The sequence below is a fragment of the Phenylobacterium sp. genome (genome assembly GCF_030693405.1).
Lineage (GTDB): Bacteria > Pseudomonadota > Alphaproteobacteria > Caulobacterales > Caulobacteraceae > Phenylobacterium.
The window spans coordinates 44,644-70,582 of record NZ_JAUYAW010000007.1; the positions used below are offsets into that span (position 1 = coordinate 44,644).

Consider the following 25,939-nt stretch of genomic DNA (forward strand, 5'->3'; position numbering starts at 1 on the left):
CCTAACGCCCCTATAACGCAATGATTCCAGATATTTGAGAGCGGCCTTCCCGCCAAGGCGACTTGGCGCGTCCGTTGCTGCCCTATGGTCCGGGCAAAACGCCCACGGCGGTCAAAACGACGGCCGGCTTCCTTAAGAACAAGGACCTAGGCGCATGAATAGCGTTAACACCAACATCGGGGCGATGGTCGCCCTGCAGAACCTCAACAAGACCAGCGGCCAGCTCGGTGAAGTTCAGAACCGTATCAATACGGGCCTGAAGGTCGCCAGCGCCAAGGACAACGGCGCCGTTTGGGCCATCGCCCAGAACCAGCGTTCGAACTCCGGCGCCCTGAATGCGGTCAAGGACTCCCTCCAGCGCTCGATCTCGACGGTGGACGTGGCCCTTTCGGCCGGCGAGAGCATCTCCGACACCCTGCTCCAGATGAAGGAAAAGGCCCTGGCCGCTTCCGACACCACTCTGGACGCCGCCAGCCGCACGGCCCTGAACGATGACTTCAAGGCCCTGCGCGACCAGCTGGCGAAGGTCGTGAACAACGCCGAGTTCAACGGCGCCAACATGATCAAGGCCACCACCCCGACCACCGTCGCGGCCCTCGCTTCGGCCGATGGCGTGAACAAGATCACTGTGGCGGCCCAGAGCCTTGCGCTCGGCGGCGCCAACGTGACCGTTTCGGCCACGGCCTCGATCGGCACCCAGACCACGGCCGCGGCCATGATCGCCACGGTCAACACCTCGATCGCCAACGTGTCCTCGGCCCTGTCCAAGCTCGGCACCGGGTCCAAGGCTCTGTCCTCGCACTTCTCCTTCGTGAGCAAGCTGCAGGACACGATCGACGCCGGCGTGGGCAACCTCGTCGACGCCGACCTGGCCAAGGAAAGCGCCCGTCTCCAGTCGCTGCAGACCAAGCAGCAGCTGGGCATTCAGGCCCTGTCCATCGCCAACAGCTCCAGCTCCTCGCTGCTGGGCCTGTTCCGTTAATCCGCTTACCAGCCCCGGGCGCCTGGCGTCCGGGGCTGGCCGAGGCCGGCGGGGAGGGCGACCTCTCCGTCGGCGTCGGTCCTCTAGCAGGGAGGCCGGCGACAGAAAGGTCCCGGTCACGACAGTATGGAAAACAGAGTGGCGGCTGTGGCGGCCACGAACAGAGCCAGCTTCGAGCGGCCCACGCCCCAGGCGACCAGGACCGCACCGGAAGTCGCTCCGCGACCCGCCCCCAAGTCCGAACAGGCCGATCTCAGATTGATCATCGAGGAAGACGCCGCCGTCGGCGCCTATGTCTACAAGACCGTTGATCGACACACCGGCGAGGTGATCTCGCAGATCCCCCGGGAAGAGGTCCTCAAGATGCGCGACCGGCCTGAGTACGAAGTCGGCGACGTGGTGAGCACCCAGGTCTGACCCGCAGGTCCGGCGCGCCGGGTCTGAAGAAGATGAGTCGTTTCAACCGTCTCGGTCCGCCGAGGCGGCCGCAGGCGTTTGCGCGTTAACCATCTAGACACCATGATTCCATAGCTTGCCCTTCGAACAGCAACCCGCGACTCGTCCCATGAGGCGAGGCGGGCGGCGGACGATGAAGGAGGTCCGGGCCATGGCGATCAGTGTTCACACCAACAAGTCTGCGTTGGTCGCACTGCAGAATCTGAACCGCACGAACGACGAGCTGTCGGGAGTTCAGAACCGCATCAGCACCGGCCTCAAGATCGGCAACGCCAAGGATAACGCTTCGGTCTGGTCCATCGCTCAGGGGCAGCGGGCCGACATCGGCGCTCTCGGCGCGGTGAAGATGAGCCTGAACCGGGCTCAGTCGATTTCCGAGGTCTCCATGGCCGCCGGCGAGTCGGTGTCCGACCTGCTGGTGCAGTTGAAGGAAAAGGTCGTCGCGGCGATGGACACATCGCTGGACGCGTCCTCGCGCACGGCGCTCAACTCCGACTTCAAGTCGATCCTCCGCCAGATCACTCAGGTGGTTGAAAACTCGGAGTTTGACGGCGCCAACATCCTGGACGGCTCCGTGGCAGGCTCGATCCGCTTCCTCGCCAACGCCGACGCCAACGCCTACATCACGCTCTCGACCCAGAACATGTCTCTGGGCGGGGCCATCATCACCATGGCTGCGACGGCCTCGATCACCACTTCTACGTTGGCGGCGGGCATCCTGACACAGCTGGACGCCTCGATCGCCAATGTGAACCAGTCGCTGGGCAGCCTCGGCGCCCAGGCCAAGCAGATCGAGGCGCACAACAAGTTCGTCTCCAAGCTGACCGACGTGCTGACGTCTGGCGTCGGCAATCTGGTGGACGCCGACCTGGCCAAGGAGAGCGCGCGCCTGCAGGCCCTTCAGGTCCAGCAGCAGCTGGGCGCCCAGGCCCTGTCCATCGCCAATGAGGCGCCGCAGGTCATCCTGTCGCTCTTCCGCTAACACCCATTCAGAGTTCTACACGGGGCGTCGAAATGAGCCCGGACCACAGGCCTGGTCCGGGCTCACTTCGTCTGTAGGCCTTAACCCCCTGTAAGCTCCGCAGGCCTGATCATAGGCGCGCAGGCGCCTGCCTGTGAGGGGGACCCCTTGATCGGCTTCGATTCCAACCTGCTGGTGAACTACTACCAGTCCAAGCTCACCGGGCTCGGCGGCGCGTCGAGCAGCGGGGGGACTGGAGTCGCGACCAAGTATGCGCCGACGGCGCCCTGGTCACCCCAGGCGAAGCCCGCCGACACCTCAGCCCTGCTGAAGACGGCTCTTCAGGGCGGCAAGCTCATCGATGAGGGCGCCGCGAGCCTTGATCTCTCCGGAGCGAGCTCAGACTACAAGAAACTCTTCGCCCTCTATCAGGGGCTGGGAACGCTGACCGCCCTGGCTGAGCGCGCCAACGCCAAGAACCTGACCAGCTTTGATTCGTCGCGCATCCTCGCAGCCTTCAACAAGGGCATGGCCGAGGTGGCCGGCTATGTGGACACCGCCGCCTTCGAAAAGGTCCGGCTCGGCTTCGCCGAAGTGTCCGACACCTCCCGCGCAGCGATCGGCATCGCCCGGGCCAAGACCGAGTATGTCACCGCGCCCCTGGTCACGGGCGTCGCCGACAGCGCCGTGCCCGCCTTCGCAGGCGACGTCCGCTTCAACATCGCTGTCCAGCAGATCAATTCGAGCCAGACGGTCCAGATCGATCTGGCGGAGATGGGCGCCCAGACCCGCACCCTCCCCAATGTGATCAATCACATCAACGCCAAGCTCGAAGCCGCTGGCGTCACGACGCGATTCGCCCAGGAGCGGATTCCTGGCGCCGAGCGCTCCTATCAGTCGGGCGGCAAGACCATCAAACTGGCTCCGGCCCCCGATCAGTGGGCCATGAAGATCAAGACCGACATCACCGAGAAGGTCACCTTCCAGGCGGTGGACACGGCGCCAGCCGTCTATCTGACGCAGAAGGTCGGTGACCCCGATCCGGACGGCAAGCCCGAAACCAAGGACGGCGTCCTGGTCAATCAGCTCCTCAAGTTCCAGACCGAGGCCGGCGTGGTGCCGGCGCCGTTGCAGCCCACCGGCGAGGCCAACTGGGTCGAGGGGCGCATCTTCGCCAAACCTCTTGAGGGCGCCATCGAGACCGTCCGCGCCACCCAGGTAGGCAGCGATGGCTCCGTCTATGTGCTGGCCGATATCACCGGCCCGGCGGGTGGTCAGGCGATCAAGGGCGCGCGCGACGTCGCCCTGATGAAGTACGATTCCGCCGGCAATCTGCTCTACACCCGCGTTCTGGGCGCGGCCGACGACGCCAAAGGTCTGGCTCTGGCCGTTTCCGCCGATGGTCAGGTGGCGGTGGCGGGTTCGGTGACCGGCGGACTGAACGGCGCCGTGGACGGCCCGCTGAACTCCAGCACCTCGGCGGCCCTGGCCGACAAGAGCGACAGCTTCGTCACGGTGTTCAACGCCAAGGGCGAGGAGCTCTGGACCGCCCGTCGCGGCGCGCGCATGGAGGACGAGGCCAGCCAGATCACCTTCGGACCCGACGGCAAGGTCTATGTGGCCGGCCGGTCCAAATCGACCATGCCGGGAACTACTGCGCTCGGCGGTTGGGACTCCTATGTGGAAGGCTTCAGCGTCAACGCCAAGGGCGAACCCCAGGCCCTGTTCACCCAGAGCTTCGGCACGGCGGCGGACGACCGGCCTGCGGGTCTCGTCCTTGATGGAAACGCCCTGGTCACCGCCAGCGTCGAGGATGGCCGCGCCGTGGTGCGCCGTTTCGACATCTCCAGCGGCGCGCCGGTTCAGACCGCCATGCGCGATCTGGGCGATCTCCAGGGTGGCTCCATCACGGGACTGGCGCTGGACGGGGGCCAACTGGTGATCGCGGGTTCGACCCGCAATGCGGCGCTGGACGCCGGGACCGTGACGCGGGCCCATGCGGGGGGCGTCGACGCCTTCGCCGCCCAGATTTCGGCCGACCTCTCGACGACCCCCGGCGACGCCGTGGCCTATTATGGCGGGGCAGGGGACGACAGGGCCGCCGGCCTCGCCGTCTCCAATGGCCAGGTCTGGATAACCGGTCAGGCGGGCGGAGCCCTGCCGGACCTCGCGGCCATGGGCAAGGCCGATGGTTTCCTGGCGCGCCTGGATGTGGCCGCTGGCGCAGTGGCCTGGTCTCAACAGTTCACCGGCAAGGACGGACACGCCGTCCCCGGCTCCATCGCCATCGCCCAGCAGGGCGCCAGCGTCCTCGATCGGCTGGGTCTGCCCACCGGCGAGCTCAGCTTCAGCGGCTCCTCCAAGCTGACCGCGGTCAGCGCGCTTCGGGCTGGCGACCAGTTCAACATCGCGGTCAATGGCGGCCGGCCAAAGGCCATCTCTATCGCCGTGGATGAGACGCTTGAGAGCCTGATGCTCAAGATCCGCCGGGCGACCGGCTTTCAGGTCAAGGTGGACACCGCCGTCACCGACGGCGTGCGTCGCCTGCAGATCAAGCCTCTGAACGACCGCTCGGTGATCGAGCTGACGCCGGCGGCGGCGGGCCAGGACGCCCTGTCGATCCTGGGGCTCAAGGAAGGCGTGATCCGGGCCAGCAAGATCGAGGATGGCAAGACAGTTGCGGCCGATGGCAAGGCCAACTTCTACGGCCTGGGACTTCACTCGAAGATCAATCTGAGCAGTCCCGAGCAGGTCAGGCACGCCATCTCCGAGCTGACCCAGGCCCAGGGCGTGATCCGCAAGATCTATACCGACCTGCGCGACGCGGCCACGCCCAAGAGCGTGCTGGCCCAGCGGCAGGCCGCCAGCACCGGCCAGGCGCCGGCCTATATGACCGCCAGGATCGCCAACTATCAGGCGGCGCTGGATCGGCTTACCGGCGGCGGGTAGGGGCCTTCTTGAAACCTTCGCACGGTCGGTCTAGAGCCGCCCGTGATCGTGCAGGCCGGTCCTGCGCGGGCCAGGATCGCAATTTTATCGGGGCGTTTGGGTCCCCGATGTGGTCTTTGGCAGGAATCCCCGCGTGCGAGGCCCCATGGACTTCCTGAACGACCGTCGCGTTGTGCTGTCCCTCGTTGGCGGGGCGCTGGCCCTGCTGGCGGGCATGGGCATCGCCGTAGGCCTGCTGGCGCGCGGCGGTGATGAGCCGGCTGAGGATCCGCCAGCCTCCAAGGCGGGCCTTGTGGTCGAGACCACCGAGATGGACGACGGCCGCCTTGATCCCGCCAGACCGCTGCGTTGCTTCGTTGGCGGTCAGTTCGTGGGCGAGGTGACGCTGAGCGAATGCGCACAGCGCAATGGCGTCGCCACCGGCGCCCTCGATGTCGGGGTCGATGAGACCGGCGCCCTGGCCGCGGCCGATGCAGCGGGCACCGTGCTAACCCCGCTGCCGCCGCCGGTGGAGACGGTGACGCCCGCCGCTACGGCGCCTCGCGAGGCGGCCGCGCCGTCGGCCACTGAAACCGCCGCTCAGGCCGCCCCGGCCGGCGCCTGCTGGCGCTATACCGACGCCGAATGGCGTCGCCTGCCTGGCGACCTGACCCTCAACGCCTGCGTCCAGGCCCTGTTCGCCGGGCGCTGCGAATCCCCTGGCGGGGCCACCTATGGCCGCTGGATGCAGCAGACCCTGCGTCTGGTGCCAGGTCGGGTGGAGGTCTCGGCCGACAACCGGCGCTTCCGCACCCTGGCGGAGCAGGGCGCGGGCTGCGCTATCGCGCCGATCGGTTGAGGCTTCGCCCCGGCGGCGATCTGCGTGTAGGATTTGGTCATGCTGAGAACCGCCATCCTTCTGGGCGCCTGCGCCCTCGCGCTCGCCGCCTGTCAGAAGCGCACCTACCCCCCTGGAGACCCTGGGGTCTGCTACCAGGTGGTCCGCACGCCTGAAGGCGCGCTCAAGTACAACAAGATCCCCGGGACCCAGCCAGACCTCGAGCATTGCGCCGCAGCCCTTGAGGCCATCCGGATCCGGTTCCTGCAGATGGGCGGCTCCACCCGGACCCTTGTGGGCGCCTATCAGGGGAATTTCATCTTCGTCCAGCGCGAGGGTATCTTCACCTCTCGCGCCTGGGAGCAGAATCGATATCTGGCCCTCGTGCGCACGGGCGACGGGCGCCTGGCCATCCCGGGCGCCATGCCGCAGCAGCCGGCGCAATGAGAACGTATGTGGAACATTGGCGTTGATCGCGCCGATCTGCGGCGCTAGCCTTAGGGCTCGCTGCGGTTTTAATTTTTCGAGAGCTTCAAGGACATCGACATGGCGGGCAGCGTCAACAAGGTCATTCTGGTCGGCAATCTGGGCGCTGACCCGGAAATCCGCGCCCTGTCGTCCGGCGACCGGGTGGCCAATCTTCGCATCGCGACCTCGGAAACCTGGCGCGACCGGTCCTCGGGCGAGCGCAAGGAGCGCACCGAGTGGCACCGGGTGGTGATCTTCAACGAGAACCTGGTGAAGGTGGCCGAGAGCTATCTGCGCAAGGGCTCCAAGGTCTATATCGAGGGCGCCATCCAGACCCGCAAATGGACCGACCAGAGCGGCGTGGAGAAGTACTCCACCGAGATCGTGCTCCAGAAGTTCCGCGGCGAGCTGACCATGCTCGATGGCCGTGGCGGCGATGGCGACGAGGGTGGCGGCTCCGGTGGCGGCTTCTCCTCGAGCGGCCCGCGCAGCCAGCCGTCTGGCCCCCGGGAGGACTTCTCCGCCGACCTGGACGACGAAATCCCCTTCTGATCCTGGCTCTCAGCCAGCAGACGCCAATGCGGCCGGTCCCCTACGGGGCCGGCCGTTTCTGTTGGATGACGGCGGGCTGGCCATGGTCAAGCCTACGCAGCCCTACCTAGGGGGAGGGCCCGAATGTCGGAGGCGCTCGCCAGGGCCTATCAACATCCTCAGTAACTTACGCCCTGGCGACAGGGCCGCAGCTTGAGGACCGCTTCCATGACCGCCCCGCTCGTTGACCTCTCCATCCATCACGCGCCCAAAGGTGTGTCTGACGCCGTCGCCCTGGGTTTCACCAAGCTGCTGCGCTTCACCGCCGACACCTTCTTCGCCAAGCGCTATGGCCACCGGGCCGTGGTGCTGGAAACCGTCGCGGCCGTGCCGGGCATGGTCGGCGCCACCATCAATCACCTGACCTGCCTGCGGCGCATGTGCGACGACAAGGGCTGGATCAAGACGCTGATGGACGAGGCCGAGAATGAGCGCATGCACCTGATGACCTTCATCGAGGTCGCCAAGCCCACCGCCTTCGAACGGTTCGTCATCGTCGCCGTGCAGTGGGTCTTCTACCTGTTCTTCTTCGCCCTTTATCTGGTCTCCGCCAAGACCGCCCACCGGGTGGTGGGCTATTTCGAGGAAGAGGCGGTGATCAGCTACACCCACTATCTCGCCGAACTGGATGAGGGCCGCTCGCCCAACGTCCCGGCGCCTGAGATCGCCAAGCGCTACTGGAACCTGCCGGCGGACGCGACCTTGCGCGACGTGGTCATGGTGGTCCGCGCCGACGAGGCCCACCATCGCGACGTCAACCACAGCTTCGCCAATGAGATCGCAGGCCTGCCCACCGGCGAGATCGCGCCTTGCCCGCCGCACGTGGAATTGCAGCCGACCTGGAAGACCGCAGCCTGAGCGCAGCGCACCCAAACCGGACCATCAACTATGAAAAAAGGGCGGGGCCTCGCGGTCCCGCCCGTCTTTTTTGCGCCGGCTGAAGGTGCGCCTAGAGCATTTTCCGATAAGTGTGACGCGGTTATCGGATCAAAAATGCTCTAACTTTATGATTTGGAGCCCGTTTCATTCGGTCTGATTGAAGCAATCAGACCGGAAAGGGCTCTAGTCTGCGGCGTCCTTCGGGGGACACACGTCGCTGATCCGCCGGGCCTCGGTGCTGGCGCGACCCGAGACGGGGATGCCAGCGAAGGTGGTGGCGATGTTGGCGGTCAGCTTGAATGTCGTCGGGGTGAAGTTCCCTTCGCCGGACACGGCCACTTGGCGGCCCTTCTTGCTGACGCAGGTGCCCTTTAGCAGGATCTGGCCGCCCGCGAACGACCGGGTGGGGTAGGTGCAGGTGTAGTGCCGGTTGCTGGGACCCATCATGAACTTCTCGACGTCAGCCTTTGTCAGGCAACGCTTTTCCACATCCGTCGTGCGGATCGGAGAGAGCATCCGGTTGGTGCTCTCCCAATAGCCGGGCAGGATGGTGTCGGCAGCCGCCGCGGGGCCGGCCAGGGCCACTAGGGCCAGTGCGAGGGGCGCAAGGCGTGTCATCGTCATGTCCTGGATAATTTAGGAGGCCGGTCTAGCGCCTTCAACCTGAACCAATCCTGCACGCCCGATACGGGCGCAGGGCCAGGTGAGACGGGGAGGGGCCGCAAAGTTGGCGCAACCGCCTGGGAATGCTAACAACCCAATTCCGTAATTTTGTCCGATTCTGACGGCTTTTCCCTGCTTTGACAGACGATCTCCATAACCCACCGGAAGATGGCCGGCGCGGGGGCATCGCCCCTATCGCCATTGAGGACGAGCTGAAGCGCTCGTATCTCGACTACGCCATGAGCGTCATCGTCAGTCGGGCCCTGCCCGACGCCCGTGACGGCCTCAAGCCGGTCCACCGCCGCATCCTCTTCTCCATGAGCGAGCAGGGTCACACCCCTGACCGGTCCTATGTGAAGTCGGCCCGGGTGGTCGGTGACGTGATGGGTAAGTATCACCCGCACGGGGACTCGGCGATCTACATGACCCTGGTCCGGCTGGCTCAGCCCTTCTCCATGGGTCTGCTGCTGATCGATGGTCAGGGCAATTTCGGCTCGGTGGATAACGATCCGCCGGCCGCCATGCGCTATACCGAGTGCCGCCTGACCAAGGCGTCCATGTCGGTCTTGGCCGACCTCGACAAGAACACCGTCGACTTCAAGCCCAACTATGACGGCTCCGAGCACGAGCCCTCGGTGCTGCCGTCGCGCATTCCCAACCTGCTGGTCAACGGGGCCGGCGGCATCGCCGTCGGCATGGCGACCAATATTCCGCCGCACAATCTGGGCGAAGTGATCGACGCCTGCCTGGCCTATGTGGATAATCCCGAGATCGGGCTTGAGGAACTGGCCGACATCGTGCCGGGACCAGACTTCCCCACTGGCGGCGAGATCATGGGCCGGGCGGCGTCGCGCCAGGCCATGCTCACCGGCCGCGCCTCCGTGGTCACCCGCGGCAAGGCTGCGGTGGAGGAGATCCGCAAGGATCGCGAGGCCATCATCATCACCGCCTTGCCCTATCAGGTGAACAAGGCGGGCCTGGTGGAGCGGATCGCCGAACTGGTCCGCGAAAAGCGTATTGAGGGCGTCGCCGACCTCCGGGACGAGAGCGACCGCGACGGCATGCGCGTGGTCGTGGAGATCAAGCGCGACGCCTCGGCCGAGGTGCTGCTGAACCAGCTCTACCGGTTCACCCCGCTGCAGTCCTCCTTCGCCGTGAACATGCTGGCGCTCGACCGCGGGCGTCCGCGGGAGATGAACCTCCGCGACCTGATCGTGGCCTTCATCGAGTTCCGCGAAGAGGTGGTGGTCCGCCGCACCAAGTTCGAGCTGTCCAAGGCGCGCGACCGGGGCCACGTCCTGGTGGGCCTGGCCATCGCCGTGGCCAACATCGACGAAGTCATCCACATCATCCGCTCGTCCAAGGACCCGGCCGAGGCCCGCGAGCGGCTGACCGACCGATCCTGGCCGGCGGGCGACATGATGCCCCTGGTCGACCTGATCGCCGATCCGCGCACCGTGCTGCTCGAGGGCTATCAGATCCGCCTGACCGAGGAACAATCCCGGGCCATCCTGGCGCTGACCCTGTCGCGTCTTACCGGCCTGGGCCGGGAGGAGATCTTCGGCGAGGCCAATGAGCTGGCCACCGCCATCCAGGGCTATCTGGCGATCCTGGCGTCCCGCGAGCGGGTCATGGGCATCGTCCGTGACGAGCTGATCGAGGTGAAGACCGCGTTCGCCGTGCCGCGCCGCACGGAGATTCTCGAAGGCGGCGGGGATATGGACGATGAGGATCTCATCGCCCGCGAAGACATGGTCATCGCCGTCACCCATTCCGGCTATGTGAAGCGGACGCCGCTGGCCACCTACCGGACCCAGCATCGCGGCGGCAAGGGCCGCTCGGGGATGTCCATGAAGGAAGAGGACGTGGTCACACGCGTCTTCTCCGCCAACACCCACACCCCGGTGCTGTTCTTCTCTTCCGGCGGCAAGGTCTACAAGCTGAAGGTCTGGCGTCTGCCTGTGGGCGCGCCGAACTCTCGCGGCAAGGCCTTCGTCAACCTTCTGCCCATCGAGCCCGGCGAGGCGATCACCTCGATCCTGCCGCTGCCCGAGGACGAGGCCAGCTGGGATCAGTACGACGTCATGTTCGCCACGCGCTCGGGCAATGTCCGGCGCAACAAGCTGTCGGACTTCGTGCAGATCAACCGCAACGGCAAGATCGCCATGAAGCTGGACGAGGGTGACGCCATCATCGGCGTTGCCGTCTGTCAGTCTGACCAGGACGTCCTGCTGACCACCTCGACGGGCCGCTGCATCCGCTTCTCGGTGGAAGACGTCCGCGTCTTCGCCAGCCGCGACTCCACGGGCGTTCGCGGCGTGCGTCTGGCCGAGGGCGACAGCGTCATTTCCATGGCCATCCTGCGCTCGGTGGACGCTACGCCTGCCGAACGCGCAGCCTATCTGAAGCACGCCACGGCCACCCGCGCGGCCGAGTCCGGCGAGGCCGAGGAACCGACCGCGCCGGAGACCGGCGAGGACGAGGACGTCGAGGCCGCTGATCAGGCCCTGTCCCTGGAGCGGATCGCCGCCCTGGGCGCGGCCGAGGAGTTCATCCTCACCGTCTCGTCCGAGGGTTTTGGCAAGCGCAGCTCGGCCTACGACTTCCGGCGCACCGGCCGCGGCGGCCAGGGCCTGATCGCCCAGGACCTCACCAAGCGCGGCGGCAAGCTCACCGCCTCCTTCCCGGTGGAGGAGGGCGACGAGATCCTGCTGGTCACCGACCAGGGTCAGCTGATCCGCACGCCGGTGGCCCAGGTCCGTATCGCCGGGCGCAACACCCAGGGCGTGACCATCTTCCGCACCGCCGCCGACGAGCATGTGGTGTCGGTGGAGCGCCTGGCTGAGGGCTCGGACGGCGCTGTCGCCGATGGCGAGGTCGGTGGCGAGGCGCCCAGTGATGACGGTCCTGGGGCGCCGAGCGAGGATTAGGTCTTGCTTTCGTCGTGTCGTGCGGCGAAAGCCGGACGAACGGGAACACGGGGAAACGTCGCATGACCCGCATCGGGCTCTATCCGGGCACCTTCGATCCAATCACCAACGGCCATTCCGATATCATGGGTCGGGCGGTGAAGCTGGTGGACAAGCTGGTGATCGGCGTCGCCATCAACGCCGGCAAGGGGCCGATGTTCTCCCTCGAGGAGCGCGTCGAGATCATCAAGGCCGAGACCGCCCCCCTGGCCACCCACATCGAGATCGACGTCCAGCCCTATGAGGGCCTGACCCTGCAGTTTGCGCGGCAGATCGGGGCGACCATGATTATCCGCGGCCTGCGGGCCGTGGCGGACTTCGAGTACGAATTCCAGATGACGGCCATGAACCAGCAGCTCGATCGCGAGATCGAGACCGTGTTCTTGATGGCCGACCCCCGCCACCAGGCCATCGCCTCGCGCCTGGTCAAAGAGATCGCCACCCTGGGCGGCGAAGTGGGCAAGTTCGTCAGCCCGCGGGTCAAGGAGGCCTTGCTGGCCAAGGTCCGCGGCTGATGGTTGACGGCGAGGCTTTCGCCGACGCCTGGATCGCCGCCTGGAACCAGCACGATCTGCCGGCCATCCTGTCCCACTACCGCGAGGATATCGTCTTCGTCAGCCCGGCGGCCGCCCGGATCACCGGCGAGGCGTCAGGCCGGGTGGTGGGCAAGACGGCCCTGGCCGCCTATTGGGGCGAGGCCTTGCGCCGGGTCCCTGATCTCACCTTCACCCTGCGCAGCGTTCTGAAGGGCGTGGACTCTGTCGCCCTGCGCTATCACAGCTCGCGCACGGACGCCGAGGTGGTCGAGGTGCTTCGTTTCGGACCCGACGGTCTGGCGGTCGAGGCCGCCGCCTATTACGAGTGATCCCATGATCCGCATGACCCTGATCGCCGCCCTCGCATTTGCGACGGCGGCCGCGCCCGCCGCGGCCCAGCCAATGGCCCAGGCCGAACCCGCCGCGCCGACCGCTGCGGATTGGCGCTCGCCCGACGCCGAGAACGTCATGGTGATCGACACCAACAAGGGGCGGGTCTTCGTCGAACTTGCCCCCCGTCTGGCGCCGACCCATGTGGAGCGGATCAGGACGCTCACCCGCCAGGGCTTCTATGACGGGCGCAGCTTCTTCCGCGTCATCGACGTCTTCATGGCCCAGACGGGCGACCCGCTGGACTCTGGCGCCGGCGGCTCGGATCTGCCTGACATGAGCGCCGAATTCACCTTTCGCCGGGGGGCGGCCGATCCCTTCGTGCCGGTGGCCGACACCGGCGGCAGCCAGACGGGCTTTGTCGGCGTCGTGCCGGTCATGACCCAGAGCCCGATGCTGATGGCCATGACCGCCGACCAGAAGGTCACCGGGTGGGCCCTGTTCTGTCCAGGCGTCGCCGGCATGGCCCGCGGCTCGGAGGAGAATTCAGCCAACAGCCAGTTCTTCCTGATGCGCCAGGCCTATCCGTCGCTGGAGAAGCGCTACACCGCCTTCGGGCGGGTGGTGGCGGGCCTTGAGGTGGTCCGCGCCATCAAGACCGGCGAGCCGGTGGCCGCGCCGCAGGACCAGATGACCAAGGTGCGCATGCTCGCCGATATTCCGGCGGCCGAGCGCCCGACCTTGCGCGTTGTCGATACGGCGGGCCCCTGGTTCGCCGCCCAGGTTGCGCAACAGCGCGCCGAAGACGGGGCCGATTTCTCGGCCTGCAATCTCAAAATCCCTTCCGAGGTAAAGTGATGGATTCCGAAAACACCCTGATCATGACGCTGGAGTCCGGTCCGGTGACCATTCGCCTGCGGCCCGACCTGGCGCCTGGCCACGTGGCCCGCATCAAGGAACTGGCCCGCGAGGGCTTCTATGACGGTGTCGTCTTCCACCGGGTCATTCCGGGGTTCATGGCCCAGGGCGGCGACCCCACGGGCACCGGCTCGGGCGGCTCGAACAAGCCGAACCTGAAGGCCGAGTTCAACGCCGAGCCCCATGTGCGCGGCGTCTGCTCCATGGCCCGCACCGCCGTCCCGGACTCTGCCAACAGCCAGTTCTTCATCTGCTTCGACGACGCCCGCTTCCTGGATGGCCAGTACACGGTCTGGGGCGAGGTTTCCGAGGGCATGGAACTCATCGACGCCCTGCCCAAGGGCGAGCCGCCGCGCAGCCCGGGCAAGATTGTCTCCATGAAGGTCGCCGCCGACGCTTGAGGCCTCGGCAATCCCCCGGCCGGCGTTCAGTCGGCCGGGGATAGCGCCAGGGTCACGATCACCGGGAAGTGGTCAGATCCCAAAGATGGCCCGCGCTCCACGTTCACCGTCTTCCAGTCGGCCCCCGCATAGACGTGGTCGATGGCCAGGAAGGGCAGGGGCATGTGGATGTTCCAGCGCGAAAACGCCATGGCCGGCCAGGTCAGCATCGACCGGTTCCGCCGGGTCAGGCCCAGCGCCTTGTCCTGTCGACGCAGGGTGAAGGACCAGGGCGTCGAGTTGAAATCGCCGGTGATGATGAGCCGGTCGCGGTCATAGAGCTCGGCGATCTTGGTCAGGCGCAGGCTCTGTTGCTGCTGCGGCCCGGCCGGAATCGGCCACGTGTAATGGGCCCCAATGACCGTGAAATCCCCCCCTGGCGCATCAAAAGTGGCCCTTGTGGCGGGGAAATAGGACCCTTCGCTGACCCGTGGCAGGCCGCCGGAGACCGGGGCGACCTTGCTGTAGATGATCACTTCGCAGCGATCGTCGGGATCGCAGGTGCGGTGGTAGTCGCCCCGAGCCTCAAGGGCGCGCTGGAAACGGCGGCTGGATTCTTCGACGACGATGATGTCCGGATCCTGGGCGACCAGCCAGTCGGCGGTCTCGTCCATGGTCTGGTTGCGACCGCTCCAGGTGTTCATCTGGATAATCTTCAGCTGGGCGAGTTCGGCGCCCTCGGCGTCTGACGCCCGGTGGGTGTCGCGCACCATTTCCGGGAGGATCAAAACGCCGGCGAGCGCCACGGCCAGGGCTGCGGAGCCCAGAGTGACGCGTCGCAGCAGGCTCTTCGGCGTCAGGGCCGCCATCAGGGCCGCGGCCATGGCCAGGACCAGGAAAACCAGGGCGAAATGCGTGGCGATGTCGAGGCGGTCGCTGAACCGACCCCCCTGGGCGGCCAGCATAGCCAGGGCCGAACCCACCGCCAGGGCAGCGGCGATGTCTTCCAGGATCCGGGTGATGACGACTCGCACGAGGCCCATGGATCGCCTCTAGCATGAGCCTGCGCTTGACGCGCGGGGTCTCGCATGGCCTGAGGCGGGTCACATGAAGACCGCCGATTTTGACTTCGATCTGCCTGACAGCGCCATCGCCCTGCGGCCAGCCCAGCCCAGGGACGCCGCGCGCATGTTGCGGGTCATCCCAGGCCAACCGCTGGCTGACCTGCAGGTGCGCGACCTGCCTGGCGAGCTACGGGCGGGCGACATCCTGGTGCTGAACGACACCCGGGTGATCCCGGCCAGGCTCAGCGGCCGACGGACCCGGGGCGAAAGCGTCGTCGCCGTGGAGGCCACCCTGCACAAGCGGGTCTCGTCCTCCCGCTGGAGCGCCTTCATGCGGCCTGGCAAGCGCCTGGCGCCCGGCGACCGGGTAGGCTTCGGCGAGACCGAGGACCGCGCCTGCCTGCTGGGGACGCTCGACGCCACCGTGGTCGAGAAGGGGGAGGGCGGCGAAATCCTGCTGGCGTTCGATCTGTCGGGTCCGGCCCTGGACGAGGCGATCAAGGCCCGCGGGGCCATGCCCCTGCCGCCCTATATCGCCGCCAAGCGCCCCGAGGACGATCAGGACCAGACCGACTATCAGACGGTCTACGCCCAGGCCGACGGCTCGGTGGCCGCGCCCACGGCGGGTCTGCACTTCACCCCTGAACTCCTGGCGCGGCTGGGCGAGGCCGGCGTCGAGACCTGCTTCGTCACCCTGCATGTGGGGGCCGGCACCTTCCTGCCGGTCAAGGTGGACGACATCTCAGGCCACCGCATGCATGCCGAGTTCGGCGAGGTGAGCCCGGAAACCGCCGATCGACTCAACCGCGCCCGGGCCGCAGGCGGCCGGATCATCTGCGTCGGCACCACCTCCCTGCGGCTTGTGGAGAGCGCGGCGGGGGAGGATGGCGTCGTGCGCCCATTCGCTGACGACACCGCCATCTTCATCACTCCGGGCTACCGGTTCCGGGCGGCCGACGGGCTGATGACCAATTTCCATCTGCCGCGCTCGACCCTGTTCATGCTGGTCAGCGCGTTTTCGGGCCTGGAGACAATGCGGGCGGCCTACGCCCATGCCATCGAGTCCGGCTACCGCTTCTATTCCTATGGCGACGCCAGCCTGCTCTGGAGGGCCGACTGATGGCCGCCTTTCCTTTCGAGATCGCCGCCACGGACGGCGCCGCACGCACCGGCGTGCTCAAGACCGCCCGCGGCGATATCCGCACGCCCGCCTTCATGCCGGTAGGGACAGCCGCCACGGTAAAGGCCCTGACCGTGGACCAGGTGGCCTCCACCGGCGCCGACATCATCCTCGGCAACACCTATCACCTGATGCTGCGGCCGGGCGCCGAGCGGGTGTCGCGCCTGGGCGGGCTGCATCGCTTCATGCGCTGGGAGAAGCCGATCCTCACCGATTCCGGCGGCTTCCAGGTGATGTCGCTCTCCAACATCGCCAAGGTGACCGAAGAGGCCGTGACCTTCGCCAGCCACATTGATGGCTCGCGTCACGTGCTGTCGCCCGAGCGCTCGGTCGAGATCCAGGCCGACCTGCTGGGCTCCGACATCGTCATGCAGTTGGACGAATGCGTCGCCTGGCCGGCCGAGGAAACCCGCGCGGCTGAGGCCCTGCGGCTATCGGCCCGCTGGGGCGCGCGCTGCAAGGCGGCGTTCGGCGAGCGGGAGCATCAGGCCCTGTTCGGCATCCAGCAGGGCTCGACGATCGAGGCCCTGCGCCGGGAATCGGCCGAGCGGTTGATCGAGATCGGCTTCGACGGCTACGCCATCGGCGGCCTGGCCGTGGGCGAGGGCCATGAGGCCATGTGCGAGGTGCTGGACTATGCGCCAGGCCTGCTGCCGGCTGATCGGCCGCGCTATTTGATGGGGGTGGGCAAGCCCATCGACCTGGTGGAGGCCGTGGCCCGCGGGGTGGATATGTTCGACTGCGTCCTGCCGACCAGGTCAGGCCGCCATGGCCAGGCCTGGACCTGGAACGGTCCTATCAATCTGAAGAACGCCCGCTTCGCCGAGGACGACACGCCGCTGGACGAGACCTCGGACTGCCCGGCCAGCCGGGATTATTCCAAGGCCTATCTGCACCACCTGGTGAAGGCCGAGGAGATCCTCGGGCAGGTGCTGCTCTCCTGGCACAATATCGCCCATTTCCAGGCCCTGACGGCGGCCATGCGTGCGGCTATCGCCGAGGGGCGGTTCGAGGCCTTCCGCCGGGACTTCCGCAGCGCTCAGCGGACGGGATAGCGGGGACGCAGCTCCTGCTGGATCACCTCGGGCTTTTCCCGCCCGTGGTTAGGGGTGGCCGGCGGGTTGCAGCCGCGCGCCTCGCCCAGACCCTTCAGATAGGCCCGCCGCACGCCGCCGGCGATGATGGCGTCGCGGACCAGATTGTCATGCTGCTCGGCGCCGCTCAGCTTGCGCACCCAGCCGCGGAACGGGATCACGTCCTGGGTGAAGCCGGCTACTGCCCCGAAGGCGGTGCTCCGCCCCTGGGACATCAGGTCGTCCTCATCGACCGCCGCCTCATCGAGATCGGCACCCAGGGCCTGGTTCAGGGGGGTGATCAGGGCGATCAGCTGGGCGCAGGTCGCCGGCTGCGGCCGCTGATAGGGATCAGCCTGAGCCTCCAGCAATACGGTCGGAATCTTCGTCCGCAGCAGGTTCACATCCCGCAGCGGCGCCGAGACCGCGCCTTCGAAGCTCTCGCGGGTGGCTTGGGAAGATGTCTGCACCTGAGGTGAGCCATCGGCGCGGGTGGTGGTGCAGCCGGCGAGCGCCAGGGCCAGAAGGGCGAGGGCGGGGGTAAGCGCGATACGGGTCATGGTCCAAGTTTATCCCCGAGCGATCCGAACAGGAAACACCCAAGCCTCACTTGCCCGAGTCGGACCTGCGCCCTATGGTCCGCCCCCTTCGACCGGCGCCCATTCCGCGCCATGTCGTGGGCCGGTAGCTCAGTGGTAGAGCATTCGACTTTTAATCGAATGGTCGTGGGTTCGACCCCCACCCGGCCTACCAATCCTTCCCAGGATTGCCGCGTCTCCATCGGACGTGAGGGCGGCTCTAATATTCCGCAATTCTGGAAATGTGATAGACGGAGCGCTTCGCGGCGCGGGCGCCGTGCCGGTGAGGAACGATCATGTCGGTTTTTGAGCGCTATCTGACGCTTTGGGTGGGTCTGGCCATCGTGGCCGGCATCGGGCTTGGGCAGGTGTTCCCGGACATCTTCCAAGCGGTGGCCGCCCTGGAGGTGGCCAGCGTCAACCTGCCGGTGGCCGTGCTGATCTGGGCCATGATCATCCCCATGCTGGTGAAGATCGACTTCCGCGCCCTGGGCGGGGTGGCGGCGCATTGGCGGGGTATCAGCGTCACCCTGTTCGCAAACTGGGCGGTCAAGCCCTTCACCATGGCCGCGCTGGGCTGGCTGTTCATCGGCTGGCTGTTCCGACCCCTGCTGCCCGAGGCGCAGATCGAATCCTATATCGCCGGCCTGATCCTGCTGGGCGCTGCGCCGTGCACGGCCATGGTCTTCGTCTGGAGCCATCTGACCAGGGGGGACGCGCCGTTCACCCTCAGCCAGGTCGCCCTGAACGACACGGTGATGGTGGTGGCCTTTGCGCCCATCGTCGCCCTGCTGCTGGGCCTGTCGGCGATCATCGTGCCCTGGGCGACCCTGCTGCTGTCGGTGGTGCTCTATATCCTGACGCCGGTGGCGATCTCACAGGTGCTGCGGGCCTGGCTGATCCGGTCCGGGCGGCTGGAGGCGTTTCTGAGCGCGGTGCAGCCCGTGGCCATCGCCGCCCTACTGGGCACCGTGGTGCTGCTGTTCGCCTTCCAGGGGGAGCAGATCCTGGCCCAGCCGGTGGTGATCGCCCTGCTGGCCGTGCCCATCATCATCCAGACCTATTTCATCTTCGGCCTGGCCTATCTGCTGAACCGCGCCACGGGCGAGATTCACGGTGTGGCCGGGCCCTCCGCGCTGATCGGGGCCAGCAACTTCTTCGAACTGGCCGTGGCTGCGGCCATCAGCCTGTTTGGCCTGCAGTCGGGCGCGGCGCTCGCCACCGTGGTCGGGGTGCTGATCGAGGTGCCGGTCATGCTGACCCTGGTGGCGCTGGTGAACCGCTCGCGCCCCTGGTACGAGGCCGGCCGCCGGGTCCGCCAGCGGCTGCAAGGGACCGACCCCGCGGGAGGCTGACCACGGGCCGCCTCACCGGTCCGGACCTAGGCCCGGACCGGGGGCGCTGGGGTTCAGTGGGCCATGCCGTGCGGCGCGGAGCGGATCTGCGCGGTGACGGTCTGGGCCGGAGCCTTTTCGAAGGTCAGGGTGAGCTCGACCTCGCCGCCTTCGTCCAGGGCGCCGGTGGGCGCCATCAACATCAGGTGTTCGGCGCCAGGCTTCAGGGCGACGCTCTCGCCGGCCGGCAGGGCCAGGCCATCGGGCAGCTGCCGCATGCGCATGACGCCGTCATCCATCGACATGGTGTGGATTTCGCCCCGGGCGGCAGCCGGCGTCGCCACAGCGACAAGACGATCATCGACGCTGGCCTGCAGGCCGACATAGCAGCCGACGGCGCCAGCGCCCGCCGTGGCGGGGCGGCACCAGGGATCGGTGACCGTGACGACGGCCTCGGCGGCCGGCTGCGGGCTGCAGGCGGCCAGAAGGGCGAGGGGGGCGAGGAGGAGAAGCGATCTCATGGCGGGCTCCGTGAGGGCGGGCCGGTGAAGGCGCCGCGGGGGCAGGAAAACTCGGCGGCCCCACGATGGGGGAGCCGCCGAGCCGTGGGAAGTCTGTGGCGCGACCTCAGAAGTCGAGGACGACGCCGGCGAAGATCGAGCGACGGTCGCCAGGCCAGTAGGCCGCCGTGGTGGGCGCCGCCAGGATCACCGGCTGGACGTTGGAGACATAGGCCTCGTCGGTGAGGTTGCGCAGGTCGAGGAACAGGCTGATCCCGTTTGGCGCCGTCCAACCGAGGTTGAGATTGGCGATGGCGTAGCTCGGCGACTTCAGCGTGTTGCGGAAGTCGACCCAGGCGCCCTGCGGCGACCACTCCACCGATGGCGCGACGAACCAGCCGGCGGGCGCGTCGTAGCGCAGCTCGGCGCGGTAGAAATGCTCCGGGGCGACGGGCAGGCGGTTGTCGCCGTACTGAGCGTCATCCCGGAACCGGAAGTCCGACCAGGTGTAGCTCTGGCGCAGGCGCCAGGCTTCGGCCAAGCGCCAGTCGAGGGCGGCCTCGATCCCCCGGTGATAGGTCTCATCGGCGTTGAAGGTGGTGGCCGGCCGGTCGGGGCTGACGCTGAACTGGAGCATCTCCTTCTCCAGCTCGGCATGGTAGAAGGTCAGGTCCCAGGTCAACGCCCCGCGGCGGCCCCGCGTGCCGATCTCGAAGGTCACCGCCTCCTGGGCCTCCACCGGCGCGAAGCCGACGCCGGTGGGCGACAGCGAGCCGAAGTTCGGCGGCTCGGCTGAGCGCGTCACATTGGCGAAGACCTGCACCCCGTCCGGCGCCTCCCAGAGCAGACCAATCCGCGGCGCCAGCCAGTCGAAGTCTTTGGAGTCGTCCAGATTGAAGGTCCCGGTGACGCCAGGAACCGCCACGCTGCGATAGTCACGCTCGGCCTGGCCATAGGTCGCCCCGGCGACGAGCGCCACACGATCGCTGACGAACAGCCGACCTTCGGCGAAGAGGTCGAGGGCCGTGGCGTTCTGATACGAAATCGACCGCAGGGCTCCGCGGGCCCCGTGATTGTTCACATAGAAGTGGGAATCGAGGTCGCCGCTGCGGCCCCACAGACCGGCATAGGCGTCGGCCCGGCGGCCGGCGACCTCGCCGTCCCAGTCGAGGCGGGCGAAGGCGCCGTAGTTGCGGCTTTCCTGGTCGATGACCTGGAAGATGGGATGGTCCAGCTCCTTCCAGACGGCGTAGACGCCGGCCGAGACGGAGAGGGTGTCGCTGAGGGGCTGCTGGAGGCTGACCACCCCGCGCAGGCCCCGCAGGTCGCGGGCATAGTCATTGGTCACATTGCCCGCCGCCGGCTGGTCGGGGTCGGCGGCGAACTGGGCGGCGGTCAGCGCCCCGTTGATCTCCTGCTTGATGTGAGCGCCGCTCAGGGTGAAGCGGATCTCGCCCTCTCCCAGTTCGCGGCCGAGGTTCAGGCTGCCGAACTGGATATTCTGCTGGCTCTGGGAACGAGGCCCCTGGCCTGTCTGATTGGTGGCGGCGACGAAGCCGTCCCAGGGGCCCATGGTGCGGGCGAGGGCCGCATGCTGGCGCAAGAGGCCGAACGACCCGCCGTCGATGCGGACGCGGTTGTCGTAGGGCGCGGTCTTGCCGGTGGGGGTCACCATATTTACCGCCCCGCCGAGGGTCGCGCCGCCGAATCGCAGGGCGTTGCCGCCGCGATAGACCTCCACATGGCGGGTCAGCAGCGGATCGGCGATCTGGCTGTCGCCATAGCCGTCGGCCTCGTTCAGGGGCAGGCCGTCCTGGGCGATTAGCAGGCCGCGATTGTGGTTGGCGTTGCCGATTCCCGATCCGCGGATCGAGAGCCGGGTGTCGCCGCCCCACTTCTTCTGGGCGAACACCCCGGGCGCGTCCCGGAGCATGTCATCCAGGGCCAGGGCGAAGCGGTCTTCGAAGGACTCTGCGGCGATGACCGACACCGCGCCTGGGGTTTCCGACAGGCGCCGTCGGGCGTCGGCCACCACGGCGGGATCTTCGGAGTCGGGGCGGGCGGTGACAATGACGGAATCGACGGTGGTCTGGGCGGCCGCGGCGAAGGGCAGGGCCAGGACGAACAGGGCGCTACAGGCGCCAAGCGTGGTTTTCATTGGGAGTCCCCCGGCCGCGCAGAGGCGGCCGCATATGCAGTGCAGGAAGGCGCGCGCCGTCGATGGACCTCGGGCGCCGGTTGCGTCGCGGAACCGGTGGCCGGTTCCTAGGCCTGCAGGGGAGGGGGGCCTCGGGCGGGGGGCGGAGGCGCCGCGAGGCCGCGGCCAGGGACGACCTGACGGGGGGCCGCCTCAGAGCGGTCGACATGGGGCGCAAAGGCGACGAGCTCGCCAGTCAGCATGACCGGCGGTGGAGCGTTCACCCCATGGCCGGAGAAGGCGCAGGGGCTGTGGCGGGCGCCGTCTTCGTCGGTGGGATCAGGGGCGCCGTGTTCGCCCCGGGCCGCAGCATCCAGGGTCACCATGCCCTGGGGCGTACAGAGCACCAGAGCGAAGGCCGGAGCCTCGGCCCTGACCGGCGCGGCCATATAGCCGGGCGGGATCAGGATCTTCAGGAACAGGGCCAGACCCGCCAGCACCAGCATCAGGCTGTGGCGGGAAGCAGGAGAAGGGGAGGCCCGGCGGTTCACAGCCTCGCCATAGTCCAGCCCGTTCCGGTTTGAAAGTCCCCATTCGCTGAGGAATGGAGGGCTCTTTGGTCCCCTATTGCTGCTGCTGCTGTTGCTGCTGCTGGTCGTGCATCACCGCATTCGGGGCCGGACGGCGCCGGGCGTTGCGGCTGAAGGTCGGCGGCGAGATGCGCAGGAACTCCGGCTCGGTGATCGCCGCCCGGGCCCGGCGAACCGAGACGCCGACGGCCAACTGGCTTTCGGCGTCGCCCTTATAGACCCCGCGGGACGGCGGCACATCGCTGTAGTCGCGGCCCACGGCGGCGGCCACATGCCGTTCGCCGGCCATCACATTGTTGGTCGGGTCGAGACCAATCCAGCGCAGGCTCGGCAGGAAGACCTCCACCCAGGCGTGGGTCGCATCGGGATCGGAGCGGTCGCCGCCCTCCCGGTCGGTGAACAGATAGCCTGACACGTAGCGGGCCGGGATGCCCCAGGCCCGGCAGAGCGCGATCATGATGTGGCTGAAGTCCTGGCAGACGCCCCGCCGCTCTCGCAGCGCCTCGTCGATGGGACTGTCGGCCTCGGTGACGCCCGTCTCATAGGCGAAGGACTCATAGATGATCTTCGACAGGGTGGTGACGGCGCTCAAGGGATCGCGCTGGCGCAGGCGCTCGATCTCATGCTCGGCGGCGAAGGCCCGCAACAGCTCAGTCTGTACGGCGAAGCCGTGCTCGCGCAGAAAGTCGAACTGGTCCCCGAGCACGAAGTCGCTGCGCAGGCGGTCCCATTCTCCCATGTCGAGCGCCTCGGGCAGGGGCGCCTCGGTCTGGGTCTCCACAGCCGATCGAGCGACAATGGTCAGGCGGTCGTGGGGGTGGGGGACATCGAAGTGGTAGACGGCGTTGCCGAAGGTGTCGGCGTAGGAAAACAGCTGTGCGCCCGGATCGATCTCCAGGTCGAAGCTCACCAGCCGCTGGCGCGCGCCCTTCTGGGGCTGCATCCAGACCTCCATGAGGCTTTCGCGGACCGGCGCGGCGTAGTGGTACTGGGTGACGTGGCGGATTTCGAGCAGCACTGGAATTCCTCAGGCCGGCAGGCGCATTTCGAGGGGATAGGCCACGAAGGCGTCATAGACGCCGCTGTGGATCGCGCCGCACTCGGCCAGCACGCCTTCCAGGAAGACGTGGGAGCCCTCACGTTCGATCTCGGCCATGTCGGCATATTGCAGCCGCGCCTTCAGCCGCCCGGCCAGACGGCCGGGACCGGCATGCACCGCCTCGGTATGGCGGCTGAGCACGGACAGATGGGCCTCGATCTCGTCGGTGGAGAAGCGGATCGACCGCGGGAACTCGGCGTTCAGGAGCAGGAATTCCAGAATCGGCCGGGCCCGGACGTCGGCGGTATAGACGCGCAGATAGGGCTCGAGCGCGCAGCTCATCCGCAGGACGGCCGTCAGCGTGGGGTGGTCCAGCCGCTCGACCCCCCGGCCAAAGCAGACCTCCAGCAGGCGACCGATCAGTTGGGCGCGCTCCAGATGGGCCCCCAGCAACAGGAAACGCCAGCCCTCGCCGTGACTCATGGTGGCGTCGGCGGCGCCCTTGAACAGGTGCAGGTCGGCGATGATGTCGTGCAGGAAGGCCGAGGAGCCGTCGTTGAACGACTTGGCCGCCGTGGCGCCCGACAGACGCAGATGGACAAGGTTCAGCCGCTCCCAGGTCTCGCTGGTGATCTGGTCGCGGACCTGGCGGGCGTTCTCGCGGGCCAGCGCCAGGGAGGAGACCACCGAGCTGCCGTCCATCCGGTCCAGGGCCAGGCCCCGGGCCGATTCAAAGGGGGTGGCGATCTTCTCCGGCGTGGCCTCGCCCACGGCCGACAGGGCGATCCGCGCCACCTGGGCGGCGGTCTCGGCCCGGTCGAGGGTGGCGGTGAGCATGATGTCGGCCAGACGGGCCACATGTTCGGCCCGCTCCACATAGCGACCGATCCAGTAGAGACTGTCCGCAACGCGGGCGAGCATCATGACAGGTCATCTCCCGGCCCGGCCAGGACCCAGGTGTCCTTCGACCCTCCGCCCTGGCTGGAATTGACCACCAGGGAGCCCTTGCGCAGGGCCACTCGGGTGAGGGCTCCCGGTGTCACGGTGATCTTCTCCCCGGACAGGATGAAGGGCCGCAGGTCCACATGGCGGGCGTCCACCTCACCATCGATCAGGCAGGGCGCGGTGGAGAGCTGGATGGTCGGCTGGGCGATGTAGTTCTCAGGGTCGGCCTTGATGGCCTGGGCGAACTCTTCGCGCTGGGCGGCGCTGGCGTGGGGGCCGATCAACATGCCGTAGCCGCCGGAGGCGCCGACCGCCTTGACCACCAGCTTGTCGAGATTGGCCAGCACATGGCTCATCTGCGCCGGCTCGCGGCAAATGAAGGTCTCGATATTGGGCAGGATCGGCTCTTCGCCCAGATTGTAGCGGATGATCTCCGGGACATAGGCATAGACCGCCTTGTCATCGGCCACGCCGGTGCCTGGGGCGTTGCACATCACCACGGTGCCGGCGCGATAGGCGTTGAACAGGCCTGGCACGCCCAGGGAGGAATCCCGCCGGAAGGTGAGGGGGTCGATGAAGTCATCGTCCACCCGGCGATAGATCACATCGATCCGCCGCAGGCCGGTGGTGGTCCGCATGTAGACCATGTTGTCGTGGACCACGAGGTCGCGGCCCTCGACCAGGGGGGCGCCCATCAGCCGCGCCAGATAGGCGTGTTCGTAATAGGCCGAGTTGTAGACGCCCGGGGTCAGCACCACGACCTGAGGGTTGGGCCGCCACTCGGCCATGCTCCGCAGGGTGGTGAGGAGCAGATCCGGATAACGGTCGATCTGGCGCACCCCGGCCAGGCGGAACGTGCCGGGGAAGGTGCGCTTGGAGGCCTCACGGTTGGCCAGCATGTAGGACACGCCAGACGGCACCCGCAGATTGTCCTCCAGGACGGCGTACTCCCCATCCTCCTGCCGGATCAGGTCGCTGCCGCAGACATTGGCGTAGGCCTGGTGGGGGACATACAGCCCCTGCATTTCCCGACGATATGAGGGCGCGCCCAGCACAAGCTCACGCGGGACCACCCCATCCTTGAGGATCATCCGCTCGCCATAGATGTCAGCGAGAAACAGGTTCAGGGCCTGCAGGCGCTGAACAAGGCCGGTCTCGATCCGCGCCCATTCGTCTGCGGGGATGATCCGCGGCAGGAGGTCGGTGGGGATGATCCGCTCGGTGGAGCTTTCGGCCCCATAAACGGTGAAGGTGATCCCTTGCAGCAGGAAGAACCGCTCCAGCGTTCGTTGCCGCTCGTCCAGCTCTCCAGGTCCCAGGGCCGCAAGCCGCCGCGCCATGATGGCGAAATGCGGTCTGACCGAGCCGTCAGGGGCGTGCATTTCGTCATAGGGCGGCTTCACGTCCGCCTTGGCCGCCGTTTCGGCGGCCTCCTGGGCCAAGGCCCGGTCGATCTCTTCGGATCTCTGCGCTGTCGCCACGCCCTACTCCACCCGCTCACGTCCTCGAAACCGCAAGCCGCAGGCTGAGCCTAGAGACTGCGAGCGTGATCGTCGCCCTGTAACGTCGGCGGCGCAAAAACAGGCGCCGGGCGCCAAAT

25 protein-coding genes and 1 tRNA gene are annotated in these 25,939 nt (G+C 67.3%); 17 read left to right on the top strand and 9 right to left on the bottom strand.

Annotated features, from left to right (window positions below; translation table 11 throughout):
• The first annotated feature begins 154 nt into the window (after window positions 1-154).
• From Q8N19_RS00620 to Q8N19_RS00655, 8 genes are all read left to right on the top strand, one after another.
• Window positions 155-982, top strand: coding sequence for a flagellin (locus Q8N19_RS00620; protein ID WP_305587713.1), 828 nt, complete (start codon window positions 155-157; stop codon window positions 980-982).
• Between the two features lie 147 nt (window positions 983-1,129).
• Entirely contained in the window at window positions 1,130-1,399 is a 270-nt protein-coding gene (locus tag Q8N19_RS00625) for a flagellar protein FlaG (protein ID WP_305587714.1), read from the top strand.
• Window positions 1,400-1,589: 190 nt separating this feature from the next.
• Complete coding sequence (locus Q8N19_RS00630) at window positions 1,590-2,420, top strand: flagellin (RefSeq protein WP_305587715.1); 831 nt, start codon at window positions 1,590-1,592, stop codon at window positions 2,418-2,420.
• Between the two features lie 147 nt (window positions 2,421-2,567).
• Window positions 2,568-5,348 (top strand): hypothetical protein, encoded by a 2,781-nt coding sequence (locus Q8N19_RS00635; protein WP_305587716.1) that lies wholly within the window; start codon window positions 2,568-2,570, stop codon window positions 5,346-5,348.
• Between the two features lie 145 nt (window positions 5,349-5,493).
• Window positions 5,494-6,186 carry a hypothetical protein gene (locus Q8N19_RS00640; protein WP_305587717.1) on the top strand — a complete coding sequence of 231 codons (693 nt, stop codon included), beginning with the start codon at window positions 5,494-5,496 and terminating at the stop codon, window positions 6,184-6,186.
• 39 nt (window positions 6,187-6,225) lie between these two features.
• Window positions 6,226-6,612, top strand: coding sequence for a hypothetical protein (locus Q8N19_RS00645; protein WP_305587718.1), 387 nt, complete (start codon window positions 6,226-6,228; stop codon window positions 6,610-6,612).
• A gap of 99 nt (window positions 6,613-6,711) precedes the next feature.
• Window positions 6,712-7,185, top strand: a complete 474-nt coding sequence (ssb, locus tag Q8N19_RS00650; RefSeq protein WP_305587719.1) for a single-stranded DNA-binding protein — start codon at window positions 6,712-6,714, stop codon at window positions 7,183-7,185.
• 207 nt (window positions 7,186-7,392) lie between these two features.
• Entirely contained in the window at window positions 7,393-8,082 is a 690-nt protein-coding gene (locus tag Q8N19_RS00655) for an alternative oxidase (RefSeq protein WP_305587720.1), read from the top strand.
• Window positions 8,083-8,286: 204 nt separating this feature from the next.
• On the opposite strand, the gene Q8N19_RS00660 is transcribed toward Q8N19_RS00655, so the two are convergent.
• Entirely contained in the window at window positions 8,287-8,721 is a 435-nt protein-coding gene (locus tag Q8N19_RS00660) for a DUF3617 family protein (protein ID WP_305587721.1), read from the bottom strand.
• A 284-nt stretch (window positions 8,722-9,005) separates the two neighbouring features.
• On the opposite strand from Q8N19_RS00660, the gene gyrA reads away from it, so the two are divergent.
• From gyrA to Q8N19_RS00685, 5 genes are all read left to right on the top strand, one after another.
• A complete protein-coding gene (gene gyrA, locus Q8N19_RS00665) occupies window positions 9,006-11,696 on the top strand; it encodes a DNA gyrase subunit A (protein ID WP_371133762.1) in 2,691 nt (896 codons plus the stop codon).
• A gap of 62 nt (window positions 11,697-11,758) precedes the next feature.
• Window positions 11,759-12,250 (top strand): pantetheine-phosphate adenylyltransferase, encoded by a 492-nt coding sequence (coaD, locus tag Q8N19_RS00670; protein ID WP_293320710.1) that lies wholly within the window; start codon window positions 11,759-11,761, stop codon window positions 12,248-12,250.
• Window positions 12,250-12,600: a nuclear transport factor 2 family protein gene (locus Q8N19_RS00675; protein ID WP_305313236.1), complete on the top strand. Its 351-nt coding sequence runs from the start codon at window positions 12,250-12,252 to the stop codon at window positions 12,598-12,600. Before coaD ends, Q8N19_RS00675 begins: the two co-directional genes overlap by 1 nt.
• Window positions 12,601-12,604: 4 nt before the next feature.
• A complete protein-coding gene (locus tag Q8N19_RS00680; RefSeq protein WP_305587723.1) occupies window positions 12,605-13,459 on the top strand; it encodes a peptidylprolyl isomerase in 855 nt (284 codons plus the stop codon).
• Window positions 13,459-13,920: a peptidylprolyl isomerase gene (locus Q8N19_RS00685; RefSeq protein ID WP_305587724.1), complete on the top strand. Its 462-nt coding sequence runs from the start codon at window positions 13,459-13,461 to the stop codon at window positions 13,918-13,920. Before Q8N19_RS00680 ends, Q8N19_RS00685 begins: the two co-directional genes overlap by 1 nt.
• 26 nt (window positions 13,921-13,946) lie before the next feature.
• Here the strand turns inward: Q8N19_RS00685 and Q8N19_RS00690 are convergent, their stop codons facing one another.
• On the bottom strand, window positions 13,947-14,942 hold the full coding sequence (locus tag Q8N19_RS00690) for an endonuclease/exonuclease/phosphatase family protein (RefSeq protein ID WP_305587725.1): 996 nt from the start codon (window positions 14,940-14,942) through the stop codon (window positions 13,947-13,949).
• Window positions 14,943-15,006: 64 nt separating this feature from the next.
• On the opposite strand from Q8N19_RS00690, the gene queA reads away from it, so the two are divergent.
• Together queA and tgt are read left to right on the top strand one after the other, a co-directional pair.
• On the top strand, window positions 15,007-16,083 hold the full coding sequence (gene queA, locus Q8N19_RS00695; RefSeq protein WP_305587726.1) for a tRNA preQ1(34) S-adenosylmethionine ribosyltransferase-isomerase QueA: 1,077 nt from the start codon (window positions 15,007-15,009) through the stop codon (window positions 16,081-16,083).
• A complete protein-coding gene (gene tgt, locus Q8N19_RS00700) occupies window positions 16,083-17,198 on the top strand; it encodes a tRNA guanosine(34) transglycosylase Tgt (protein WP_305587727.1) in 1,116 nt (371 codons plus the stop codon). The genes queA and tgt overlap by 1 nt, the downstream gene beginning before the upstream one ends.
• On the opposite strand, the gene Q8N19_RS00705 is transcribed toward tgt, so the two are convergent.
• Window positions 17,183-17,776: a hypothetical protein gene (locus Q8N19_RS00705; RefSeq protein WP_305587728.1), complete on the bottom strand. Its 594-nt coding sequence runs from the start codon at window positions 17,774-17,776 to the stop codon at window positions 17,183-17,185. The genes tgt and Q8N19_RS00705 overlap by 16 nt on opposite strands.
• Before the next feature lie 118 nt (window positions 17,777-17,894).
• Between Q8N19_RS00705 and Q8N19_RS00710 the strand changes: the two genes are divergently transcribed.
• Both Q8N19_RS00710 and arsB read left to right on the top strand, forming a co-directional pair.
• A tRNA-Lys gene (locus Q8N19_RS00710) sits at window positions 17,895-17,969 on the top strand.
• Window positions 17,970-18,090: 121 nt separating this feature from the next.
• Window positions 18,091-19,149: an ACR3 family arsenite efflux transporter gene (gene arsB, locus Q8N19_RS00715; RefSeq protein ID WP_305587729.1), complete on the top strand. Its 1,059-nt coding sequence runs from the start codon at window positions 18,091-18,093 to the stop codon at window positions 19,147-19,149.
• A gap of 53 nt (window positions 19,150-19,202) precedes the next feature.
• On the opposite strand, the gene Q8N19_RS00720 is transcribed toward arsB, so the two are convergent.
• From Q8N19_RS00720 to Q8N19_RS00745, 6 genes are all read right to left on the bottom strand, one after another.
• The gene (locus Q8N19_RS00720; RefSeq protein WP_305587730.1) at window positions 19,203-19,649 is read right to left on the bottom strand and encodes a copper chaperone PCu(A)C; all 447 of its coding nucleotides are present in this window, start codon (window positions 19,647-19,649) and stop codon (window positions 19,203-19,205) included.
• 106 nt (window positions 19,650-19,755) lie between these two features.
• Window positions 19,756-21,786, bottom strand: coding sequence for a TonB-dependent receptor (locus Q8N19_RS00725; protein WP_305587731.1), 2,031 nt, complete (start codon window positions 21,784-21,786; stop codon window positions 19,756-19,758).
• 107 nt (window positions 21,787-21,893) lie between these two features.
• Window positions 21,894-22,316, bottom strand: a complete 423-nt coding sequence (locus Q8N19_RS00730) for a DUF2946 family protein (RefSeq protein ID WP_305587732.1) — start codon at window positions 22,314-22,316, stop codon at window positions 21,894-21,896.
• 73 nt (window positions 22,317-22,389) lie between these two features.
• A complete protein-coding gene (locus Q8N19_RS00735; RefSeq protein WP_305587733.1) occupies window positions 22,390-23,373 on the bottom strand; it encodes a transglutaminase family protein in 984 nt (327 codons plus the stop codon).
• A 9-nt stretch (window positions 23,374-23,382) separates the two neighbouring features.
• The gene (locus tag Q8N19_RS00740; RefSeq protein ID WP_305587734.1) at window positions 23,383-24,318 is read right to left on the bottom strand and encodes an alpha-E domain-containing protein; all 936 of its coding nucleotides are present in this window, start codon (window positions 24,316-24,318) and stop codon (window positions 23,383-23,385) included.
• On the bottom strand, window positions 24,315-25,721 hold the full coding sequence (locus tag Q8N19_RS00745; RefSeq protein WP_305587748.1) for a circularly permuted type 2 ATP-grasp protein: 1,407 nt from the start codon (window positions 25,719-25,721) through the stop codon (window positions 24,315-24,317). Before Q8N19_RS00745 ends, Q8N19_RS00740 begins: the two co-directional genes overlap by 4 nt.
• Window positions 25,722-25,939 lie beyond the last annotated feature (218 nt).